Origin of the sequence: Trinickia acidisoli (assembly GCF_017315725.1) — a bacterium.
GTDB classification, from domain to species: Bacteria; Pseudomonadota; Gammaproteobacteria; order Burkholderiales; family Burkholderiaceae; genus Trinickia; species Trinickia acidisoli.
In genome coordinates this window covers 3,476,478-3,498,784 of record NZ_JAFLRG010000001.1, presented here as the reverse complement: position 1 = coordinate 3,498,784, position 22,307 = coordinate 3,476,478, and the positions used below count along the sequence as shown (strand labels likewise).

The 22,307-nt window shown below is 64.5% G+C and carries 17 protein-coding genes; 16 read left to right on the top strand and 1 reads right to left on the bottom strand.

Annotation, left to right across the window (positions count from 1 at the left end; all coding sequences use genetic code 11):
* Positions 1-27: 27 nt before the first annotated feature.
* Positions 28-1,557 carry a threonine ammonia-lyase, biosynthetic gene (ilvA, locus tag J3485_RS15995; RefSeq protein WP_206954387.1) on the bottom strand — a complete coding sequence of 510 codons (1,530 nt, stop codon included), beginning with the start codon at positions 1,555-1,557 and terminating at the stop codon, positions 28-30.
* Positions 1,558-2,092: 535 nt separating this feature from the next.
* Here ilvA and J3485_RS15990 point away from each other — a divergent pair.
* The 16 genes from J3485_RS15990 to J3485_RS15915 all read left to right on the top strand — a co-directional run bounded on the left by J3485_RS15990 (position 2,093) and on the right by J3485_RS15915 (position 22,289).
* Positions 2,093-6,124, top strand: coding sequence for a DUF3683 domain-containing protein (locus J3485_RS15990; protein WP_206954385.1), 4,032 nt, complete (start codon positions 2,093-2,095; stop codon positions 6,122-6,124).
* 38 nt (positions 6,125-6,162) lie between these two features.
* Complete coding sequence (locus J3485_RS15985; RefSeq protein WP_206954383.1) at positions 6,163-6,591, top strand: HIT family protein; 429 nt, start codon at positions 6,163-6,165, stop codon at positions 6,589-6,591.
* Positions 6,592-6,659: 68 nt separating this feature from the next.
* Entirely contained in the window at positions 6,660-7,073 is a 414-nt protein-coding gene (locus tag J3485_RS15980; protein WP_206954381.1) for a gamma-butyrobetaine hydroxylase family protein, read from the top strand.
* 35 nt (positions 7,074-7,108) lie between these two features.
* Positions 7,109-7,840, top strand: a complete 732-nt coding sequence (gene ubiE, locus J3485_RS15975; RefSeq protein WP_206954379.1) for a bifunctional demethylmenaquinone methyltransferase/2-methoxy-6-polyprenyl-1,4-benzoquinol methylase UbiE — start codon at positions 7,109-7,111, stop codon at positions 7,838-7,840.
* Positions 7,841-7,876: 36 nt separating this feature from the next.
* Positions 7,877-8,863, top strand: coding sequence for a Tim44 domain-containing protein (locus J3485_RS15970; protein ID WP_206954376.1), 987 nt, complete (start codon positions 7,877-7,879; stop codon positions 8,861-8,863).
* Positions 8,864-8,978: 115 nt separating this feature from the next.
* Positions 8,979-9,605, top strand: a complete 627-nt coding sequence (locus J3485_RS15965; RefSeq protein WP_206954374.1) for a ubiquinone biosynthesis accessory factor UbiJ — start codon at positions 8,979-8,981, stop codon at positions 9,603-9,605.
* Positions 9,606-9,619: 14 nt separating this feature from the next.
* Positions 9,620-11,197 (top strand): ubiquinone biosynthesis regulatory protein kinase UbiB, encoded by a 1,578-nt coding sequence (gene ubiB, locus J3485_RS15960; protein ID WP_206954371.1) that lies wholly within the window; start codon positions 9,620-9,622, stop codon positions 11,195-11,197.
* The gene (locus tag J3485_RS15955; protein WP_206954364.1) at positions 11,187-11,852 is read left to right on the top strand and encodes a methyltransferase domain-containing protein; all 666 of its coding nucleotides are present in this window, start codon (positions 11,187-11,189) and stop codon (positions 11,850-11,852) included. The genes ubiB and J3485_RS15955 overlap by 11 nt, the downstream gene beginning before the upstream one ends.
* A 193-nt stretch (positions 11,853-12,045) precedes the next feature.
* Complete coding sequence (locus tag J3485_RS15950; RefSeq protein ID WP_206954362.1) at positions 12,046-12,396, top strand: FmdB family zinc ribbon protein; 351 nt, start codon at positions 12,046-12,048, stop codon at positions 12,394-12,396.
* Positions 12,397-12,539: 143 nt separating this feature from the next.
* On the top strand, positions 12,540-13,187 hold the full coding sequence (locus J3485_RS15945) for a DUF502 domain-containing protein (protein ID WP_206954360.1): 648 nt from the start codon (positions 12,540-12,542) through the stop codon (positions 13,185-13,187).
* Positions 13,188-13,253: 66 nt separating this feature from the next.
* A complete protein-coding gene (gene aspS, locus J3485_RS15940; protein ID WP_206954358.1) occupies positions 13,254-15,056 on the top strand; it encodes an aspartate--tRNA ligase in 1,803 nt (600 codons plus the stop codon).
* Positions 15,057-15,244: 188 nt separating this feature from the next.
* Positions 15,245-15,766, top strand: coding sequence for a dihydroneopterin triphosphate diphosphatase (nudB, locus tag J3485_RS15935; RefSeq protein ID WP_206954356.1), 522 nt, complete (start codon positions 15,245-15,247; stop codon positions 15,764-15,766).
* A complete protein-coding gene (clsB, locus tag J3485_RS15930) occupies positions 15,763-17,037 on the top strand; it encodes a cardiolipin synthase ClsB (protein ID WP_206954355.1) in 1,275 nt (424 codons plus the stop codon). The genes nudB and clsB overlap by 4 nt, the downstream gene beginning before the upstream one ends.
* A 132-nt stretch (positions 17,038-17,169) precedes the next feature.
* Positions 17,170-17,850 carry a TetR/AcrR family transcriptional regulator gene (locus J3485_RS15925; protein ID WP_242538585.1) on the top strand — a complete coding sequence of 227 codons (681 nt, stop codon included), beginning with the start codon at positions 17,170-17,172 and terminating at the stop codon, positions 17,848-17,850.
* Positions 17,851-17,923: 73 nt separating this feature from the next.
* The gene (locus J3485_RS15920; protein ID WP_206954351.1) at positions 17,924-19,711 is read left to right on the top strand and encodes an acyl-CoA dehydrogenase C-terminal domain-containing protein; all 1,788 of its coding nucleotides are present in this window, start codon (positions 17,924-17,926) and stop codon (positions 19,709-19,711) included.
* Positions 19,712-19,850: 139 nt separating this feature from the next.
* Positions 19,851-22,289, top strand: coding sequence for a 3-hydroxyacyl-CoA dehydrogenase/enoyl-CoA hydratase family protein (locus J3485_RS15915; RefSeq protein ID WP_206954349.1), 2,439 nt, complete (start codon positions 19,851-19,853; stop codon positions 22,287-22,289).
* Positions 22,290-22,307 lie beyond the last annotated feature (18 nt).

The following is a 22,307-nucleotide window of genomic DNA, read 5'->3' as shown; positions in this document are numbered from 1 at the left end:
TAAGGGCGAGCTAAGGGCGCGGCAACGTCACGCAAGAAAGAGCCGATAAACGGGGTTGCCGCTTTCGTCCCAATGCGGATAGCCGAGCGTCGACAAAAATTGCGCGAATGCTGCGTTGTCGGCCTGCGGCACTTGAATGCCGACGAGAATCGAGCTGTAGTCCGCGCCCTGATTGCGATAGTGAAAGAGGCTGATGTTCCAATCGGGCGCCATCGACGACAGGAACTTCATCAGCGCGCCGGGCCGCTCGGGAAACTCGAAGCGGAACAGACGTTCGTCGCGCGCAAGCGGCGAGCGACCGCCCACCATGTAGCGAATATGCTGCTTCGACAGCTCGTCGCCCGTGAGGTCGAGGGCGGCGAAACCATGCTGCTCGAATGCACTCGCGATCGAAGCCGACTCGTCGCGGCTCTTGATTTGCACGCCGACGAAGATGTGGGCCGCGCTCGCATCGGCGATCCGGTAATTGAACTCGGTGACGTTGCGCTCGCCGACGAGTTCGCAGAAACGCTTGAAGCTGCCGCGCTCCTCGGGGATCGTCACGGCGAACACGGCTTCGCGCGCTTCGCCGACTTCGGCCCGCTCGGCGACGAAGCGCATGCGGTCGAAATTCATGTTCGCGCCCGAGGTGATCGCAACGAGCGTCTGTCCGGTCACGCCGGTGCGCTCGGCATACTGCTTCGCGCCGGCGACTGATAACGCACCGGCCGGCTCGAGCAGGCTGCGCGTGTCTTGGAAGACGTCCTTGATCGCGGCGCACAGCGCGTCGGTGTCGACGGTGAGGACGTCGTCCAGATACTGGCGGCACAGGCGGAACGTTTCTTCGCCGACGAGCTTGACGGCCGTGCCGTCGGAGAACAGCCCCACCTCGGGCAGCGTCACGCGCTCGCCGGCCGCGACCGAGCGAGCCATCGCGCAAGAGTCCTCGGTTTGCACGCCGATCACCTTGATGTCGGGCCGCACTGCCTTGACGTAGGCGCCGATGCCCGCGGCGAGCCCGCCGCCGCCGATCGGCACGAAGATCGCATGAATGGGCGCCTGGTGCTGGCTCAGAATTTCCATGGCGACCGTGCCTTGGCCCGCGATCACGTACGGATCGTCGAACGGATGCACGAACGTGAGGCCGCGCGCTTTTTGCAGCTCGAGCGCGTGCGCGTAGGCGTCGCTGTACGATTCGCCGGCCTGCACGACTTCGACCGTCGGCCCGCCGTGCGCGCGCACGGCATCGACCTTCACCTGCGGCGTCGTGACCGGCACGACGATGACGGCTTTGACGTTGAGCCGCGCCGCCGAGTAAGCGACGCCTTGCGCATGATTGCCCGCCGAGGCCGTGATCACGCCGCGTGCGAGGGCATCGCGGTCGATGTGGACCATCTTGTTGTAGGCGCCGCGCAGCTTGAACGAGAAGACGGGCTGATTGTCCTCGCGCTTCAGATAGACGTGATTGGCCAAGCGGGCCGACAGATTGCGCGCCGGTTCGAGCTCCGTTTCGCGGGCCACGTCGTAGACGCGAGCGGTCAGGATTTTCTTGAGGTAATCGTGGGAAGACGAGGACATGAGTGTGTGGCGCGCGACGATTCGCGTGACGTGCAGGATGCGAAAACGTCAATGATAGCGCCAACGGACGGCGGTTTTCTCACCTTGCGCAGGCAAGCGAGCGTGAGCGACGCGCCATCGCATATTGACCGGACGGACGGTCGGCGAAGCGTTCGACGTCGGTTCGACGTCGAATCGGGCGCACACTCGTATGCACCGTTTCGGGAAGGTGACGACGCCAATCGCGCATCAACGCGTATCGAGATGATGCGGTAGAATTCCGTTTTAAAACCAGGACCGGATAATGCGCTGGCAGCCACGGACCGCCCCTCTGACCCTAGCCCCGCGGGAAGCGCGTCCCGCGGCGCAGCGGCATGCCCGTCACGCACGATCGTGCGGCTAGCGCCCTTCTGATGCGAGCAAGCTGCGCTCGCGCCTACCCGCGCGGCGAGCTTTCGCTCCCGACGCCCAGTTTCCAGAAATCATTGCGCGTGACGCGCATTGCCGGCCGCAAACGTCGATGGACGTTTTGCCCGGCCCATCGATCCGTCCGACCATGAACGCACCTCAAATCATCGATCCGCACGGCGCCGCGGCCGCCCTCGCCGCCGACACCGAACCGCGCCTGCGCGAGATTCCGTACAACTACACGTCGTTTTCCGATCGCGAGATCGTCATCCGCCTGCTCGGCGACGAAGCCTGGAAAGTGCTCGACGAGTTGCGGGCCGAGCGCCGCACGGGCCGCTCGGCGCGGATGCTCTACGAGGTGCTCGGCGACATCTGGGTCGTGCGCCGCAATCCCTATCTGCAGGACGATCTGCTCGACAACCCGAAGCGCCGCGCGTTGCTGATCGAAGCGCTGAACCACCGCCTGAACGAGATCGAGAAGCGCCGCCGCGCCGATCTGACCGAGCATGGCGACGGGGCGGGGCTCGAGCGCGCGTCGCGCGTCGAAATGCTCGTCGTTGCCGCGCGCGGCGCCGTTCAGGCGTTCGCGGCTGAATTCGGCACGATGGCCGATCTGCGCCGCCGCGCCACGAAGGTGCTCGGCCGCTGCACGCAGAAGGACAACATCCGCTTCGACGGCCTCTCGCGCGTCTCGCACGTCACCGATGCGACCGATTGGCGCGTCGAGTACCCGTTCGTGGTCCTGACGCCCGACACCGAAGCCGAGATCGCGCGTCTCGTGAAAGCCTGCTTCGAACTCGGGCTGACGGTGATTCCGCGCGGAGGCGGCACGGGCTATACAGGCGGCGCGGTGCCGCTCACGCCGTTCTCGGCCGTCATCAACACGGAAAAGCTCGAGCAGCTCGGAGCCGTCGAGTTGACGGAGTTGCCCGGCGTGGCGGCGAAGGTGCCGACGATCTTCTCAGGCGCGGGCGTCGTCACGCGCCGCGTGACCGAGGCGGCCGAGGCGGCCGGCTACGTGTTCGCCGTGGACCCGACTTCGCTCGACGCGTCGTGCATCGGCGGCAACGTCGCGATGAACGCAGGCGGCAAGAAGGCCGTCCTTTGGGGCACCGCGCTCGACAATCTCGCCTGGTGGCGCATGGTCGATCCGCAAGGCAACTGGCTGGAGATCACCCGGCTCGAGCACAACCGCGGCAAGATCCACGACGTCGACGTGGCGCGCTTCGAATTGAAGTGGTTCGACGGCGATTGCCCGCCCGGCGAGCGTTTGCTGAGCACCGAAACGCTCTCGATCGAAGGCCGCCGCTTCCGTAAGGAAGGGCTCGGCAAGGACGTGACCGACAAATTCCTCTCGGGCCTACCGGGCGTGCAGAAGGAGGGCTGCGACGGCCTCATCACGTCGGCGCGCTGGGTGCTGCACAAGATGCCGGCGAATACGCGCACCGTCTGCCTCGAGTTCTTCGGCCAAGCGCACGACGCGATTCCGAGCATCGTCGAGATCAAGGATTACCTGTTCGAGACGTCCAAGCAGGGCGGCGCGATCCTCGCGGGCCTCGAGCACCTGGACGAACGCTATCTGCGCGCCGTCGGCTACGCGACGAAATCGAAGCGCAACGCGTTTCCGAAGATGGTGCTGATCGGCGACATCGTCGGCGACGATGCCGATGCCGTGGCCGCGGCCACCTCGGAGGTCGTGCGCATGGCGAACGGCAAGAGCGGCGAGGGGTTCGTCGCCGTCAGCGCTGAGGCGCGCAAGCGCTTTTGGCTCGACCGCAGCCGCACGGCCGCGATCGCCAAGCACACGAACGCGTTCAAGATCAACGAAGACGTCGTGATTCCGCTCAACCGCATGGGCGAGTACACGGACGGCATCGAACGCATCAACATCGAGCTGTCGCTGAAGAACAAGCTGCAACTCGTCGACGCGCTCGAAGTGTTCTTCAAGGGCGGCAATCTGCCGCTCGGCAAGACCGACGACGCCAACGAGATCCCGAGCGCGGAGCTCTTGGAAGACCGCGTGCAGCAAGCGCTGGCGCTGCTTGCGAGGGTGCGCACGCGCTGGACGTTCGTGCGCGACAAGCTCGACCTGTCGCTGCGCGAGGCCCAGCACTATCTCGTTCAGCTCGGCTACGAGGGGCTTGCCGAGAAACTCGCCGATCGCGTCGACGATCAACCGGGCGTCGCCGTCTTTCACGTCATGCAAGACCGCACGATCCGCGCATCGTGGAAGCAAGAGATCCGCGCGGAGCTGCGCCAAATCTTCAACGGCGGCGAGTTCAAGCCGATCCTCGAGGAAGCGCAGGCGATCCACAAGAAGGTGCTGCGCGGGCGCGTGTTCGTCGCGCTGCACATGCACGCGGGCGACGGCAACGTTCATACGAACATCCCCGTCAATTCCGACAATTACGAAATGCTGCAAGACGCGCACAAGGCCGTCGAGCGCATCATGAAACTCGCGCGTTCGCTCGATGGCGTGATCTCGGGCGAGCATGGCATCGGCATCACGAAGCTCGAATTTTTGACCGACGCCGAAATCGCCGATTTCCGCGCCTACAAGGAACGGATCGACCCGCACGGCCGCTTCAACAAGGGCAAGCTGCTGCCGGGCGCGGATCTTCGCAACGCCTATACGCCGAGTTTCGGCCTCATGGGCTACGAATCGTTGATCATGCAGCAGTCCGACATCGGCGCGATCTCCGATTCCGTGAAGGACTGCCTGCGCTGCGGCAAGTGCAAGCCCGTGTGCGCGACGCACGTGCCGCGCGCGAATCTGCTCTACAGCCCGCGCAACAAGATCCTCGCCACCTCGCTGCTGATCGAAGCGTTCTTGTACGAGGAACAGACGCGGCGCGGCGTGTCGATCAAGCACTGGGACGAGTTCAACGACGTGGCCGACCACTGCACGGTCTGCCACAAGTGCGTCACGCCGTGCCCGGTCAAGATCGACTTCGGCGACGTGTCGATGAACATGCGCAATCTGCTGCGCAAGATGGGCAAGAAGAAGTTCAATCCCGGCGCGGCCGCGGGCATGTTCTTCCTGAACGCGACGAATCCGCAGACGATCAACGTCGCGCGTACCGCGATGATGGGGATCGGCTACAAGGCCCAGCGGCTCGGCAACGATCTGCTGAAGAATTTCACGAAGAAGCAGACCGCGCATCCGCCCGCGACGACGGGCAAGCGGCCCGTGGTCGAGCAGGTGATCCACTTCGTCAACAAGAAGATGCCGGGCAACTTGCCGAAGAAGACGGCGCGCGCGCTGCTCGACATCGAAGACAACAAGATCGTGCCGATCATCCGCAATCCGAAGGCGACGACCGTCGATTCGGAGGCGGTGTTCTACTTCCCGGGCTGCGGGTCCGAGCGGCTGTTCTCGCAGGTGGGGCTGGCAACGCAGGCGATGCTGTGGGAGGCGGGCGTGCAGACGGTGCTGCCGCCGGGGTATCTGTGCTGCGGCTACCCGCAGCGCGGCGCGGGGCAGTACGACAAGGCCGAGAAGATCGTGACGGACAACCGCGTGCTGTTCCACCGGGTGGCCAACACGCTGAACTACCTCGACATCAAGACTGTCGTCGTCTCGTGCGGAACCTGCTACGACCAACTGGCCGGCTACGAATTCGAGAAGATCTTCCCGGGTTGCCGCATCATCGACATCCACGAGTTCTTGCTCGAGAAGGGGATCAAGCTCGACGGCGTGAAGGGCACGCGCTACATGTACCACGACCCGTGCCATACGCCGATCAAGACGATGGACCCGGTCAAGCTCGTCAATGAGTTGATGGGCTCGAGCAACGACGGCTACAAGATCGCGAAGAACGAGCGCTGCTGCGGCGAGTCCGGCACGTTCGCGGTGGCCCGGCCCGACATCTCGACGCAGGTGCGCTTTCGCAAGGAGGAAGAAATCCGCAAGGGCGCGGCCAAGCTGCGCGAGATCGCGGTGACTTCGAACGGTGCGGACGGCGCCGAAGCGGCCGCCGCCGGCGACGGCGCAACGGACGTCAAGGTGTTGACGAGCTGCCCGTCGTGCTTGCAGGGGCTCTCGCGCTACAACGAGGACGCGAACGTCGAAGCCGACTACATCGTCGTCGAGATGGCGCGCCACATCCTGGGCGAGAACTGGATGGAGGAGTACGTCGCACGCGCGAACGATGGCGGGATCGAGCGCGTACTGGTGTAATAGCGCGCACGAACGTTTGTCGACGCGAAGGGGCCAAGATGGATTGCGTATTTTGCCGTGAGGAAGGCGGGGTCGTGCTCTGGCAAGACGATGCATTGCGCGTCGTGTTGGCCGACGAGCACGACTATCCGGGCTTCTGCCGCGTGATCTGGAACGCGCACGTGGCCGAGTTTTCCGATTTGCAGCCGGACGAGCGCCAGCGCGTCATGCTCGCCGTGTACGCGACCGAGCGCGCGGTGCGGCGCGTGCTGGCGCCTGCGAAGGTGAATCTCGCGAGCCTCGGCAATCAGGTGCCGCACGTGCATTGGCACGTGATCCCGCGTTTCACGAACGACGCGCATTTCCCGCTGCCGATCTGGGCGCCCCGGCAGCGCGCCGTCTCGGAGGCGCTGCTTTCGCAGCGACACGCGCACGCGACGCTCATCGCCGAGGCCTTGCGGCACGAGATGGCGCAGGCATTCGAGTGACGGCGCGCGTCATGTCGCAGGCAGGGTAGGCCGCGGCCGTGCGGCGGGTTTGGAATGAGAGGCAAGAGATGAGCGGACTGACTTCGAATACGCCGGTGCCCACGAGCATCGTCGTTCATGCAAAATCGCGCGCGCTGGAACTGCAGTACGCAAACGGACTGAGCTATCGGATTCCTTTCGAATTGATGCGGGTCTATTCGCCCTCGGCCGAGGTGCGCGGACACGGGCCCGGACAAGAGACGCCGCAAACCGGCAAGCGCGACGTGACGGTCGTGTCGATCGACGGCGTCGGCAACTACGCGCTGCAGCCGACGTTCTCGGACGGCCATGCTACCGGCATCTATTCGTGGGATTTGCTCTACGATCTGGCGACGCGTCAAGACGAGCTTTGGCGCGCCTACTTCGACAAGCTCGCGGCAGCCGGGCTCGACCGCGACGCGCCGATGGCGGCGCCCGGCGCTGCGCGCGGCCATTGCCACTGAGCCATTAATTTGAGAAAGCGCGGAGGATAAACGCGATGAGCAAAACCCACTTCGGCTTCGAAACCGTCAACGAGCAGGATAAGGCGAAGAAAGTGGCAGGCGTGTTCCACTCGGTCGCGACGAACTACGACCTGATGAACGACCTGATGTCGGGTGGGCTGCACCGCGTCTGGAAGCAGTTCACGATCGCACAGGCGAACGTGCGGCCCGGCTACAAGGTGCTCGACATCGCCGGCGGCACGGGCGATCTGTCCAAGACGTTCGCGAAGCAGGCGGGGCCGAGCGGCGAGGTTTGGCTGACCGACATCAACGAATCGATGCTGCGCGTGGGGCGCGACCGCCTGATCGATCGCGGCATCGTGACGCCGTCGCTGCTCTGCGACGCAGAGAAAATCCCCTTTCCCGATAACTACTTCAACGTAGTCACGGTGGCGTTCGGGCTGCGCAACATGACGCGCAAGGAAGTGGCGCTTTCCGAGATGCGGCGCGTGCTGAAGCCCGGCGGCCGTTTGCTCGTGCTCGAGTTCTCGAAGGTGTGGGAGCCGTTGAAGAAAGCCTACGACGTCTACTCGTTCAAGGTGTTGCCGTGGCTTGGCGAGCGGTTCGCGAAAGATGCCGACAGTTATCGCTATCTTGCAGAGTCGATCCGGATGCACCCGGACCAAGACACATTGAAGACGATGATGGAGCAGGCCGGCTTGGATGTCGTCAAATATTACAATTTGTCAGGTGGCGTGGTAGCCTTGCACTCAGGGGTGAAGTACTAGCGCCCCTAACTTATTGTTTTCATAGGGGATGCCAGCATGACCGATTCGCTTCTTCATTCTTCCAAAAACCTTTCATGGCATTTGACGAAGCGAATCCGGCTCGTTGCAGTGGCAGCGATGATCGCCGTCGGCGCCCTGGCAACCCTCGATGCCGAGGCCAAGCGGTTGGGCGGCGGCCGCAGCATCGGGCGCCAGTCTCAAACCGTTCAGCGTGATAGCGCACCACCCGCGCAGCAGCCGGGGCGTTCGGCGCAGGCGGGCACGCAGGCGCAGCGCGCCCAGAACGCGCCCAGTACCCCATCCACCCCGGTTGCCGCGCCGGCCCGCTCACGCTGGCTCGGGCCGATCGCCGGTCTCGCGGCCGGGCTCGGCATTGCCGCGCTGTTGTCGCACTTCGGCTTAGGGGCGGCGTTCGCGAGCGCAATGGCGAACGTGATCGTCGTTGCGCTGATGGCCATGGTCGGGATTTGGCTCGTGCGCAAGCTGCTCTCGATGCGTCGTCGGCAGACCGAGCCCGCACTGGCCGCGGCGGGCGGTGCTTTGCCGATGGGCCGTACCGCTTTCGCCGGCGGTGAGCCGGCGGAGGCCGTCGGCGTGGTCGGTGCTGCCGGTGCGTCAGTGGCCGCGGAGCATGCCGCCTTCGCTCGTCCGGCCGATTTCGACGAGCGCGCGTTTCTTCACCATGCCAAACTCAACTTCGTCCGGCTGCAGGCCGCATGGGATGCCGGTGACCTGAGCGACATTCGCACCTTTTCGACACCGGAGATGTTCGCCGAACTGAAGCGCGAGTTCGATGCGCGCAGCGGCGGCCGTAGCGACACCGACGTCGTGCAGCTTTTCGCCGAGTTGATCGATGTCGCCGAAGATGCCTTCGAGTACCGCGCGAGCGTGCGCTACAACGGCTTGATTCGCGAAGCGGCCGATTCCGCCGCGCAACCGTTCGCGGAAGCGTGGCAATTGATCAAGCCCAAGCGCGGCGCCGACGGCTGGCTGCTCGCGGGCATCGAACAAGCGGCGCACTAAGCGCATCTACCCGTTCGCCATAGGCCGTTTGCCGATCGCCGGTGCCTTGGCGATCGGGCGCTACAATAGAGGCCCGCGTCGGCTGCCGCCCGCGCGGGCTTTTTATTGCGCTCCAATGACTTTTGCCGCCAAGCCCTTTGCCGCCGCCGTCAATCACTTGCTCGCTCGCGAAGCGTGGGCCCGCGAACGCCTCGCGCCATACGCCGGCAAGACGGCCCGTGTCACGTTCGCGTCGATCGTCTTGACCCTCGCCGTGGAGTCCGACGGCTATCTGAGCGCCGTCGACGAAATCGACGCGCGCGCGGTAGACGTCTCGCTCGCGATCGGGGCCGACGCGCTGCCGGCCTTCATCCAGGGCGGCCAGGCGGCGGTCATGAAGCATGTGAAGATCGAGGGCGACGCCGAATTCGCCACGCAACTCGCGAAGCTGGCCGAACATCTTCGCTGGGAGCCCGAGGAAGACTTGGCGAAGCTGATCGGCGACGCCGCGGCCCATCGGGCGGCCGAACTCGTTCGCACGGCGGGCGAGCAGGCGTTGCGCGCGGGCCGTAGCCTGCGCGATTCGATCGCCGAATACTTGCTCGACGAAAACCCGCAGCTCGTGCGTCGCGATGGGCTCGATGTGTTCAACGCCGAGCTTGCGCGCACGCGCGATGCGCTCGCCCGCGTCGAAAAACGGATCGAGCGGCTCGACCAACAAGCGCTCGCGCGTCATGCAGGCGCTTTGCGCCGCGTGCAATAGCGAGCGGGCCTGTCATGCGTCTATTGCGTTTCATCAAGATCGTCTACACCGTCTGGCGCTTCGGCCTCGACGAAATGATGCTGAGCCGCATCAGTGACCGGCGGGTCCGGTTGCTCGTGCGCATCGGCACGATCGGCCGCCGTTACACGTCGCCGCCGGCCGTGCGGCTGCGGCTCGCGCTCGAAAGCCTCGGGCCGATCTTCGTCAAGTTCGGCCAAGTGTTGTCGACGCGCCGCGATCTGCTCTCGCTCGACGTCGCCACCGAACTCGCCAAGCTGCAGGATCAGGTGCCGCCGTTCGATTCGGCCGTCGCGATCGACATCATCGAAAAGGCGCTCGGTGCGAAGGTCGACATCCTATTCGACGACTTCGAGCGGGTGCCGATAGCCAGTGCGTCGATCGCGCAGGTCCATTTCGCGAAGGTGAGGGCGGGCCAGCACGCGGGCAAGAACGTCGCGATCAAAGTTTTGCGGCCGAACATGTTGCCCGTGATCGATTCCGATCTGGCGCTGCTGCGCGACTTGGCCATCTGGGCCGAGCGGCTCTGGGCCGACGGCAAGCGGCTGAAGCCGCGCGAAGTCGTCGGGGAGTTCGACAAATACCTGCACGACGAGCTCGATCTCATGCGCGAAGCGGCGAACGGCAGCCAGCTTCGGCGCAATTTCGCGGGGCTCGATCTGCTGCTCGTGCCCGAAATGTACTGGGAGTTCTGTACGCCGAACGTGCTCGTCATGGAGCGCATGGTCGGCGTGCCGATCAGCCAGGTCGAGACGTTGCGGGCGGCGGGCGTCGACATTCCGAAGCTCGCGCGCGAAGGTGTCGAAATCTTCTTTACCCAGGTATTCCGCGACGGTTTTTTCCACGCGGACATGCACCCGGGCAACATTCAAGTCAGCCTCAATTCGGCCCATTTCGGCCGCTATATCGCGCTCGATTTCGGGATCATCGGCGCGCTGTCCGATTTCGACAAAAACTATCTGGCGCAAAATTTCCTGGCCTTCTTCAAGCGCGACTATCACCGCGTCGCCACGCTGCATTTGGAATCGGGCTGGGTGCCGCCTACCACGCGCGTCGAAGAGCTCGAAAGCGCCATTCGGGCCGTCTGCGAGCCGTACTTCGATCGCGCGCTCAAAGACATCTCGCTCGGGCAGGTGCTGCTGCGGCTCTTCTCCACGTCGCGTCGTTTCAACGTCGAAATTCAGCCGCAACTCGTTTTGCTGCAGAAGACGATGCTCAACGTCGAGGGGCTCGGCCGCTCGCTCGATCCGGAGCTCGATCTCTGGAAGACCGCCAAGCCTTACCTCGAGCGGTGGATGAACGAGCAAATCGGCTGGCGCGGCTGGTACGAGCGGCTCAAGGTCGAGATGCCGCAGTGGAGCAAGACGCTGCCGCAGCTGCCGCGTCTCGTTCATCACCTGCTCGCCGAGCGGCACGACGGCACGCGCGGGACGCACGACGCGGCGATCAGGCTGCTGCTGCTCGAGCAAAAGCGCACGAACAGGCTGCTGCAAGCGCTGTTGGTATTCGGCGTGGCGGTCGGCGTCGGCGCCGTGGTTGCGCGCGCATGGCTGGCCTACGCGTATGGAGGGTAATCCGATGAACAAGCCGTCGTCCGCTCCTTCGTCTCCGGTGCCGCCCGCCGGTGGCGCGGTGCCCGCTTTTACCACGCGCGATCCGAACACGGCCGCGTTCTGGGACGAGCGCTTTCGTCAAGGCTTCACGCCGTGGGACCAGGCAGGGGTGCCCGCGGCGTTTGCGGCGTTCGCCGCGCGCTCGGCGCCGCCGCAGCCGGTCCTCATTCCGGGCTGCGGCAGCGCCCACGAAGCCCTCTGGCTCGCGCGGGCCGGCTGGAGAGTCCACGCCATCGATTTTTCCGCCGACGCCGTCGCCGCGGCCCGCAAGCAACTCGGGCCACACGCGGCGCTTGTCGAGCAAGCCGATTTCTTCACCTATCGGCCGCCGCTCGCACCGGGTTGGATCTACGAGCGAGCGTTTCTCTGCGCGCTGCCGCCGGTGCGCCGCGCCGACTACGCGTCGCAGATGGCCTCGTTGCTCGCCCCTGGCGGATTGCTCGCGGGCTTTTTCTTCTTCGATGACATGCCCAAGGGGCCGCCGTTCGGCATCTCGCGGGGCGAGCTCGACGCGTTGCTGGGCCCGTCGTTCGAACTCGTCGAGGACGAACCCGTTGCCGATTCGATACCCGTGTTCGCGGGCCGCGAGCGCTGGATGACCTGGCGCAGGCGGTGAGCGGCACTCGCCACGGGCGGTCGGCCCGATACCGGCTTGCACGGCGGGGTTGATTTCCGGTATCGCCGCCCTCATTTCGGAAACCGCGACGCCGCGCGCGCCCCTCAGCCGGGGCGTGGCCAATTGCGGCTATAATTCACCGCTTTGCAAGCGCTTAACCGTTTTTTTGTCGGAAATAGTCGGGAACAGAATCATGCCGATCTACGCCTACCGTTGCGAATCATGCGGCTTCGCGAAAGACGTGCTCCAAAAGATGAGCGATGCGCCGCTGTCGCAGTGCCCGCAATGCGAAAAGGACACATTTCGTAAGCAGGTGACGGCTGCCGGCTTCCAGTTGAAGGGCTCGGGTTGGTACGTTACCGATTTCCGCGGCGGCTCGAACGGGTCGAGTGCCGGGCCGAAGGCCGACTCGAATGCGGCCGCGTCGAGCGGCGCAGCGGCGGAAAAATCGGAAGCGAAGCCGGAAGCGAAGTCCGAGACGAAGTCGGAGAGCACCGCTTCGCAGCCGGCCAGCACGACAGCGCCGAGCGCGTCCGACGCGTAGGCGAGCGTCGCCGGAGTGCGTCGCCCGCAGCCTCACGCCGGCTGCGACACGTGCCGGGACGTCGTCGCACGCATCGAGTCGCGGCGTGCGGCGGCGCGAGAAAACGCGCCGATTCATTCCCAAGCGGTTCTCTGGCGGTACACATGAAAAAGACGACGTTGAAATCCGTGTTCTTGACCGGTTTGCTGGTCCTCGTACCCTTGGCGATCACGCTCTGGGTGCTCGGGCTCATCATCGGCACGATGGACCAAACACTGCTGCTGCTGCCCGAATCGTGGCAACCCGAAAAACTGTTCGGGTTCCATCTGCCTGGTGTCGGCGCGCTGCTGACGCTCGCGTTCATTTTCGTCGTCGGGCTGTTCACGCAGAACTTCGTCGGGCAAAAGCTCGTCACCTGGTGGGATGCGATCTTGCGGCACATCCCGATCGTCGGCCCGCTCTATACGAGCGTGAAGCAGGTGTCCGACACGCTGCTGTCGAGCAGCGGGAACGCATTTCGCAAGGCGTTGCTGATCGAATACCCGCGCCGCGGCTCGTACACGATCGCGTTCCTCACGGGCATCCCGGGCGGCGACGTGGTCAATCACTTGCAAGACGAGCACGTGAGCGTCTACGTGCCGACGACACCGAACCCGACCTCGGGCTTTTTCCTGATGGTCCGCAAGGCGGAAGTCGTCGAGCTCGACATGACGGTCGATGCCGCGCTCAAGTACATCGTCTCGATGGGCGTCGTCGCCCCGCAAATACCGGCGAGCGCACCGGCGCGCCGTCCGGTCGAGCCGCCCCTTTAATGCCGCAGCGCGGCCGGTTTCGACCCGCGCGCGTGGCTCCCTTATGCCAAACGAATGACGAATACCATGTCGATGAGAACTGAATACTGCGGTCTGGTGACCGAACACCTGCTGGGCCAAACCGTGTCGCTGTGCGGCTGGGTGCATCGTCGGCGCGACCATGGCGGCGTCATTTTCATCGACTTGCGCGATCGCGAAGGGCTCGTCCAAGTCGTTTGCGACCCTGATCGCGCCGAGATGTTCAAGATCGCCGAGGGCGTGCGCAACGAGTTTTGCGTGCGCGTCGTGGGCAGCGTGCGCAATCGCCCCGAGGGCACCGTCAACGCCGGCTTGAAGAGCGGCAAGATCGAGGTGCTGTGCCATGAGTTGACGGTACTCAATGCGTCGGTCACTCCGCCGTTCCAGCTCGACGACGACAACCTTTCCGAAACCACGCGTCTCACGCATCGCGTGCTCGATCTGCGCCGCCCGCAGATGCAGAACAACCTGCGCTTGCGCTATCGCGTCGCGATGGAAGTGCGCAAGTACCTCGACGCGCAAGGGTTCATCGACATCGAAACGCCGATGCTCACGAAGAGCACGCCCGAAGGCGCGCGCGACTACCTCGTGCCGTCGCGCGTGAACGCGGGGCAGTTCTTCGCGCTGCCGCAATCGCCGCAACTGTTCAAGCAGCTCCTGATGGTGGCGAACTTCGATCGCTACTACCAGATCGTCAAGTGCTTCCGCGACGAAGACTTGCGCGCCGATCGTCAGCCCGAATTCACGCAGATCGACTGCGAGACGTCGTTCCTCACCGAGCAGGAAATTCGCGACCTGTTCGAGCAGATGATTCGCCACGTCTTCAAGGAGACGATCGGCGTCGCGCTCGACGCGCCGTTCCCCGTCATGCAGTACTCGGATGCGATGGCGCGCTTCGGCTCGGACAAGCCGGACCTGCGCGTGAAGCTCGAATTCACCGAGCTCACCGACGCGATGAAGGACGTCGAATTCAAGGTGTTCAGCACGCCGGCCAACTCGAAGGACGGCCGCGTGGCTGCGCTGCGCGTGCCCAAGGGCGGCGAGCTTTCGCGTGGCGACATCGACGGCTATACCGAATTCGTGCGTATCTATGGCGCGAAGGGGCTGGCATGGATCAAGGTCAACGAAGCCGCCAAGGGGCGTGACGGCCTGCAAAGCCCGATCGTGAAGAACCTGCACGATGCGGCGATCGCGGCGATCCTCGAGCGCACCGGCGCCCAAGACGGCGACATCATCTTCTTCGCGGCCGACCGCGCGAAGGTCGTCAACGACAGCCTCGGCGCTTTGCGCTTGAAGATCGGTCACTCCGATTTCGGCAAGGCGAGCGGCCTTGTCGAAGCGGGCTGGAAGCCGCTGTGGGTGATCGACTTCCCGATGTTCGAGTACGACGAGGAAGAGGCGCGCCACGTCGCCGCGCACCACCCGTTCACGAGCCCGAAGGACGAGCACCTCGAGTTCCTCGAGACCGATCCGGGTCGTTGCCTCGCGAAGGCGTACGACATGGTGCTGAACGGCTGGGAAATCGGCGGCGGTTCGGTGCGGATCTATCGCGAAGACGTGCAGACCAAGGTGTTCCGCGCGCTGAAGATCAACGACGAGGAAGCCCGTGCGAAGTTCGGCTTCCTGCTCGACGCGCTGCAATACGGCGCGCCGCCGCACGGTGGGATCGCGTTCGGCCTCGACCGGATCGTGACCATGATGGCCGGTGCCGATTCGATCCGCGACGTGATTGCGTTCCCGAAGACGCAGCGCGCGCAGTGTCTGCTGACGCAGGCGCCGAGCCCTGTCGACGAGCGCCAATTGCGAGAGCTGCACATTCGCTTGAGGCAGCCGGAGCAGCCGAAGGCGTAACGCTTGGCGGAGTCTGGCAGCAAAGGGAGAAGGCGCGCGAGCGCCTTTTTTCTTATGCGCCCGCACGGGCGACGGTCCGATTGGGTCGGGCCGACGTAGCGGCCGGGTGCCATATCTGCGGCCGGCGCGCTATGCTGACGGACAAACGCGTAACGCTAAGTCGCACAGTCGCGAATCGATCGAACACAATGCTCAAACCGCCGAAAATTCCCGAGTCGGTGCTCGTCGTCATCTACACGCCGGCGCTGGATGTGCTCATCATCGAACGGGCGGATCGCCCCGGCTTTTGGCAGTCGGTGACGGGGTCGAAAGATCGCGTGGACGAACCGCTCTTCGAAACCGCCGTGCGCGAAGTCGCCGAAGAGACAGGCATCGTCGCCGGCGGGCCGCTCGTGCCGCTCGACGCGCTCGTCGATTGGGGCGAGCTGATCGAGTATGAAATCTATCCGGTCTGGCGGCATCGCTATGCCGAAGGCGTTACGCGTAACGTCGAGCATTGGTTTGGGCTCGTGGTGCCCCATCGGCTCGAGATCACGCTCGCGCCCCGCGAGCATACGGCGTATCTGTGGCTGCCTTACGAACAAGCGGCCGCGCGCTGCTTTTCCTCATCGAATCGCGACGCGATCTTGCAACTGCCGCGCCGCTTGCGTGCGAGCCCGGCGGCGTCGGGCGCGCCGGCTGACTCCCCCAAGCCGCCCGAGGGCGCATGAGCGGACACGGCGCGCGTCGACTCGCGCGCATCGGGGCGGCGCTCGTATCGCGACGCCGCGCGTCGCGGCTCGCCTTCACGGCAGGCAATGGCGTGCGGCTCTTCAGCAGCGGGGCCGATTACTTCGACGCATTGATTGCCCATGTCGATTCGGCGCGCGCGAGTGTTGCCCTCGAAACCTATATTTTTTGCGACGACGAAGCGGGTCGGGCCGTTTCCGATGCGCTCGTGCGCGCGGCGCATCGCGGCGTACGCGTGCGCGTGATCACGGACGGGCTGGGCACCGGCCGCCTCGCGCTGTTCGACGCCTGGGGGGCGGCCGGCATCGAGCATCGCGTCTACAACCCCGGCTGGTTCGGCGTGTTCGGTCGATTCGGCTTGTCGCGCACGCACCGCAAGCTCGCGCTCGTCGACGAGCGGGTTGCCTTTTGCGGTGGCATCAATATCGTCGACGACTTCGCCGCGACTGGCGCTCGCCTCCCGCGCCCGCGCTGGGATTTCGCCGTCGAGTTGACGGGGCCCGTCGTTGCGCGCGTCGGCGCCGCCTTGGATACGCAGTGGCGGCGCCTCGCGCTCGGCCACCGGCCCTACACGCAATCGGTGTCGAGCGCGCTCGAACTGCGCGCCGACAGCGCGGCGGGCGGCGCGTCGTCGCCGTCGCGGCGGTTGGCGCGCGCATCCGGGCGCACCCCGAAGGGCCCCAGCGTGGCGTTCATCGCCCGCGACAACCTCGTGAATCGGCGCGCGATCGAGAAGGCGTATCTCGTCGCCATCGGGCGCGCGCGACACGAAATTCTGGTGGCCAACCCGTACTTCATGCCCGGGCGCAGGCTGCTGCGCGCGTTGGCGCGCGCGGCACGACGCGGCGTGAACGTGCGCTTGCTGATAGGCCGCAACGAATTCCCCGCGCTCGATCGCGCAGTGCCTTATCTTTATCGAACGTTCTTGACGGCGGGCGCGCAGATCGCCGAGTACGAGAAGACGTTGCTGCACGGCAAGGTGGCGGTCGTCGATTCGAATTGGGCCACGATCGGATCGTCCAATCTCGACGCGCTGAGCCTCGTGCTGAACAACGAGGCGAACGTGGTGCTGCTCGAGCATCCTGAGATCGGTCAATTGCGCGAGGCGATGCTGGCGGCGTTCGACGAGGCACACCCCATCGACCCGGCACGCTACGCGGCGCGGCACTGGCTCGAGCGCTTGACGACCTGGTGCGCGTATGCGATGTACCGCGCGTCGATGAAACTGCTCACGGTCGGCGGGTACGACTAAGCCTTGCGAAACTGCCCGCCCGGTTAGATTCCGGTTTCTAATAAAGTCCTTGTTTCGCGGACGGCCGCGCTCAATAATAGTACGGCCGTTCGATTTTTGACTGCACAGCGATAGGAACGGTATAGAGAGGCTATGCGAAAAGGTGAACAAACGCGCGCGGCGATTCTAGAGGCAGCGCTCGATCTTGCGAGCCGCGATGGGCTCGAGGGCTTGACGATCGGCTTGCTGGCCGAACGCATGCAGATGAGCAAGAGCGGCGTTTTTGCGCATTTCGGATCGCGCGAGGACTTGCAGGTCGAAGTGGTTCGTGAATACCACCGCCGTTTTGAAGAGGAGGTGTTTTTCCCGAGCCTGCGCGAGCCGCGCGGCTTGCCGAGATTGCGCGCGATGCTGGGCCGCTGGATGGAGCGGCGCATCCAGGAAGTGATGACGGGATGCATCTACATCAGCGGCGCCGTCGAATACGACGACCGCGGCGACAACCCCGTGCGCGAGCAGCTCGTGCTGAGCGTTTCGACCTGGCGGGCGGCGTTGCTGCGGGCCATTTCGCAAGCCGTTGAAGAAGGGCATCTGCGCTCGGATACCGATCCGAACCTGATGCTGTTCGAACTGTATAGCTTCACGCTCGGTCTGCATCACGACGCGCGCTTCCTGCATCTGCCCGATGCCGCTCGTCTCACGTGGGCCGCGCTGGAAAAGACGATCGTTTCGTATCGGAGCGTGCCGGGCGGCATCGAGCACGCTGAGGTCCCCGACGAGGGCAGCGAACGAAGCGAGCGTGGTGGCGATTTATCTCAGAGCGAAAGCCGTTAGTGGAGTGTCGACTGGCGCGTCGACATCGTCGCTGGCGGCTCGATCTCACTGCTGCAAACCTTTGGAGGAAGTCATGGGTCAGTACGCCGCGCCGATGCGCGACATGCAATTCGTGCTGCACGAACTGCTCAACGTCGAAAACGAAGTCAAAGGCATGCCCAAGCACGCCGACCTCGATGCCGACACGATCAACCAAGTGCTCGAAGAAGCCGGTAAATTCTGCGCCGAAGTGCTGTTCCCGCTCAACCAGAGCGGCGACGAGGAAGGCTGCACTTACGAAGGCGACGGCATCGTAAGGACTCCTAAGGGTTTCAAGGAGGCGTATCGCCAATACGTCGAAGCGGGCTGGCCCTCGCTCGGCTGCGACCCCGAGTATGGCGGCCAGGGACTGCCGGCGTTCGTGAACAACGCGCTCTACGAAATGCTGAACTCGTCCAATCAGGCGTGGACGATGTATCCCGGCCTCTCGCATGGCGCGTACGAATGCCTACGCGCGCATGGCACGCCCGAGCAGCAGAAGGTTTATCTGCCCAAGCTCGTGGAAGGCAAGTGGACGGGCACGATGTGTCTGACCGAACCGCATTGCGGCACCGATCTGGGCATCCTGCGCACGAAGGCCGAATCGAACGGCAACGGCTCGTACTCGATCACGGGCACGAAGATCTTCATTTCGAGCGGCGAACACGATCTTGCCGAGAACATCATCCACCTCGTGCTCGCACGTCTGCCCGATGCGCCTCCGGGTACGAAGGGCATTTCGCTGTTCATCGTGCCGAAGTTCGTTCCGAACGAGGCCGGCGAGCCGGGCGAGCGCAACGGCATCAAGTGCGGTTCGATCGAACACAAGATGGGGATTCACGCGAATGCCACCTGCGTGATGAATCTCGACAACGCCAAGGGTTGGCTCGTCGGCGAGCCCAATCGCGGCCTGCAAGCGATGTTCGTGATGATGAACGCGGCGCGTCTCGGCGTGGGCATGCAAAGCCTCGGCCTGACCGAAGTCGCTTATCAAAACTCGCTCGTCTACGCGAAAGAGCGTCTGCAGATGCGCTCGCTCACGGGCCCGAAAGCACCGGACAAGCCCGCCGATCCGATCATCGTTCACCCCGACGTGCGCCGCATCCTGCTCACGCAAAAGGCCTATGCCGAAGGCGCACGCGCGTTCTCGTACTGGTCGGCCCTGCAGATCGACAAGGAGCTGTCGCACGAAGACGAAGCCGAGCGCAAGGAAGCGGCCGATCTCGTCGCGCTGCTGACGCCGATTCTGAAGGCGTTCCTGTCGGACAACGCGTTCGAATCCACGAATCACGCGATGCAGGTCTTCGGCGGCCACGGCTTCATCAAGGAATGGGGCATGGAGCAGTACGTGCGCGATGCCCGCATCAACATGATCTACGAAGGCACGAATGCCGTGCAGTCGCTCGATTTGCTCGGCCGTAAGGTGCTGGGCGACATGGGCGCGAAGCTGCGCAAGTTCGGCAAGCTCGTGACCGATTTCGTCGAAGCCGAAGGCGTGAAACCCGAGATGCAGGAATTCGTCAACCCGCTCGCCGACATCGGCGACAAGGTGCAGAAGCTGACGATGGAAATCGGCATGAAGGCGATGCAGAACCAGGACGAAGTGGGCGCGGCCGCCGTGCCGTATCTGCGTACGGTCGGGCACTTGGTCTTCTCGTACTTCTGGGCACGCATGGCGCGCATCGCACTCGACAAAGAAGCGTCAGGCGACCCGTTCTACCAATCCAAGCTCGCGACGGCGCGCTTCTATTTCGCGAAACTCTTACCCGAGACGGCCAAGACGATCCGCGAGGCGCGCGCGGGTTCGAAGACGTTGATGGAAGTCGACGTGGCGCTATTCTAGGCGATTGCCAAAGCGGCGCGGCGCGAACGAGACGACGCGCCGCGCTCAACCAGGTTTACCGCAACTCGATGGCTCGCAGCGCAGCGTGCGACGCGCGCATCGAGCCAGCGAAAACGCATGAGTCCGACGGAGGAAAGACGTGAGCAATCTGATCATTCGCAAGGTGGCCGTGCTCGGCGCCGGCGTGATGGGCGCGCAGATCGCCGCGCACCTGATCAACGCCAAGGTGCCGGTGCTGCTGTTCGACCTTCCGGCCAAGGAAGGCCCGAAGAACGCGATCGCTTTGAAGGCGATCGACAACCTCAAGAAATTGTCGCCCGCACCGTTCGGTGCGAAGGACGATGCCCGCTACATCGAGCCCGCGAATTACGAGGACGACATCGCCAAGCTCGCGCAATGCGATCTCGTGATCGAGGCGATCGCCGAGCGGATGGACTGGAAGCACGATTTGTACAAGAAGGTCGCGCCGCACCTCGCGCCGCATGCGATTTTCGCCACCAACACGTCGGGCTTGTCGATTACTCAGTTGTCCGAAGGATTTTCCGACGAGCTGAAGGCGCGCTTTTGCGGCGTCCACTTCTTCAACCCGCCGCGTTACATGCACCTCGTCGAATTGATTCCGACGACGCATACGCGGCCGCAAATCGTCGACGATCTCGAATCGTTCCTGACGAGCGTCGTCGGCAAGGGTGTCGTGCGCGCGAAGGACACGCCGAACTTCATCGCGAACCGCGTCGGCATCTTCTCGATTCTCGCCGTCATCACCGAAGCGGCCAAGTTCGGGCTGCGCTTCGACGAAGTCGACGATCTCACGGGCTCGCGTCTGGGCCGTGCGAAGTCCGCGACTTTCCGTACCGCGGACGTCGTCGGTCTCGATACGATGGCGCACGTCATCAAGACGATGCAGGACAATCTCGCCGACGATCCGTTCTTCCCCGTCTACGAGACGCCGGCCGTGCTGGCCGCCCTCGTCGCCAAGGGCGCGCTCGGTCAGAAGACGGGCGGCGGCTTCTACAAGAAGGAAGGTAAAGCGATCAAGGTGCTCGACGCGAAGAGCGGCGAGTACGTCGAGGGCGGTGCGAAGGCCGACGAACTGATCGGCCGCATTCTGAAGCGGCCGCCGGCGGAGCGTCTGAAGCTCTTGCGCGAATCGGAGCACCCGCAGGCGCAGTTCTTGTGGTCGATCTTCCGCGACGTCTTCCACTACATCGCCGTGCATTTGGCGTCGATTGCCGACAACGCGCGCGACGTCGACCTCGCGATCCGCTGGGGCTTCGGCTGGAACGAAGGCCCGTTCGAGGGCTGGCAGGCCGCCGGCTGGAAGCAAGTGGCCGAGTGGGTGCGAGAGGACATCGCCGCGGGCAAGGCGCTCGCGAACGCGCCGCTGCCGTCGTGGGTATTCGAGGGCGCCGTTGCCGAGCAGGGCGGCGTGCATACGAGCGCAGGCTCGTTCTCGCCGGCCGCGAACCAGTTCGAGCCGCGCTCGACGCTGCCCGTCTACGGCAAGCAAGTGTTCCGCGCGCCGCTCGTCGGCGAGACAGGGGTCGATCCGAAGGCTTACGGCAAGACGCTGTTCGAGACCGATTCGGTTCGCGCATGGGTCGATGATCGCGCGGGCGAGGACGACGTCGTCATCGTCTCGTTCAAGACGAAGATGAACACGATCGGCCCGGGCGTGCTCGACGGTCTCGCGCAAGCGATCGAGTTGGCCGAGAAATCGTACAAGGGCGTCGTCGTTTGGCAGCCCACGTCGCTCAAGCTCGGTACGCCGGGCGGCCCGTTCTCGGCCGGCGCCAACCTCGAGGAAGCGATGCCCGCGTTCATGATGGGCGGTGCGAAGGCGGTCGAGCCGTTCGTCAAGAAATTCCAGCAAGGCATGCTGCGCGTGAAATATGCGAACGTGCCGGTCGTCACGGCCGTCGCGGGCATCGCGCTCGGCGGCGGATGCGAAATCATGCTCCATAGCGCCAAGCGCGTCGCGCATATCGAGAGCTACATCGGTCTCGTCGAAGTTGGCGTCGGCCTCGTGCCCGCGGGCGGCGGTTTGAAGGAAGCCGCACTGCGCGCGGCCGATGCGGCCGCTCTCGTCGGCGCATCGAACGGCGAGTTGCTCAAGTTCCTCTCGAAGTCGTTCGAGAACGCGGCGATGGCGAAGGTGTCGGGCTCCGCGCTCGAAGCGCGCGCGATGGGCTACCTCAAGCCGTCGGACACGATCGTCTTCAACGTCTTCGAGTTGCTCGACACCGCGAAGAAGGAAGTGCGTGCGCTCGCGGCAGCGGGCTTCCGTCCGCCGCTGCCGGCCAAGCAGATCCCGGTCGCGGGCCGCTCGGCGATCTCGACGATCAAAGCGCAACTCGTCAACATGCGCGACGGCAACTTCATCAGCGCGCACGATTTCTTGATCGCCTCGCGCATCGCGGAAGCCGTCTGCGGCGGCGACGTCGAAGCGGGCAGCCTCGTCGACGAAGAATGGCTGCTCACGCTCGAGCGGCGCGCCTTCGTCGATCTGCTCGGCACGCAAAAGACGCAAGAGCGAATCATGGGCATGCTGCAGACCGGCAAGCCGGTGCGCAACTAACGCGGCGAACGCAGAACG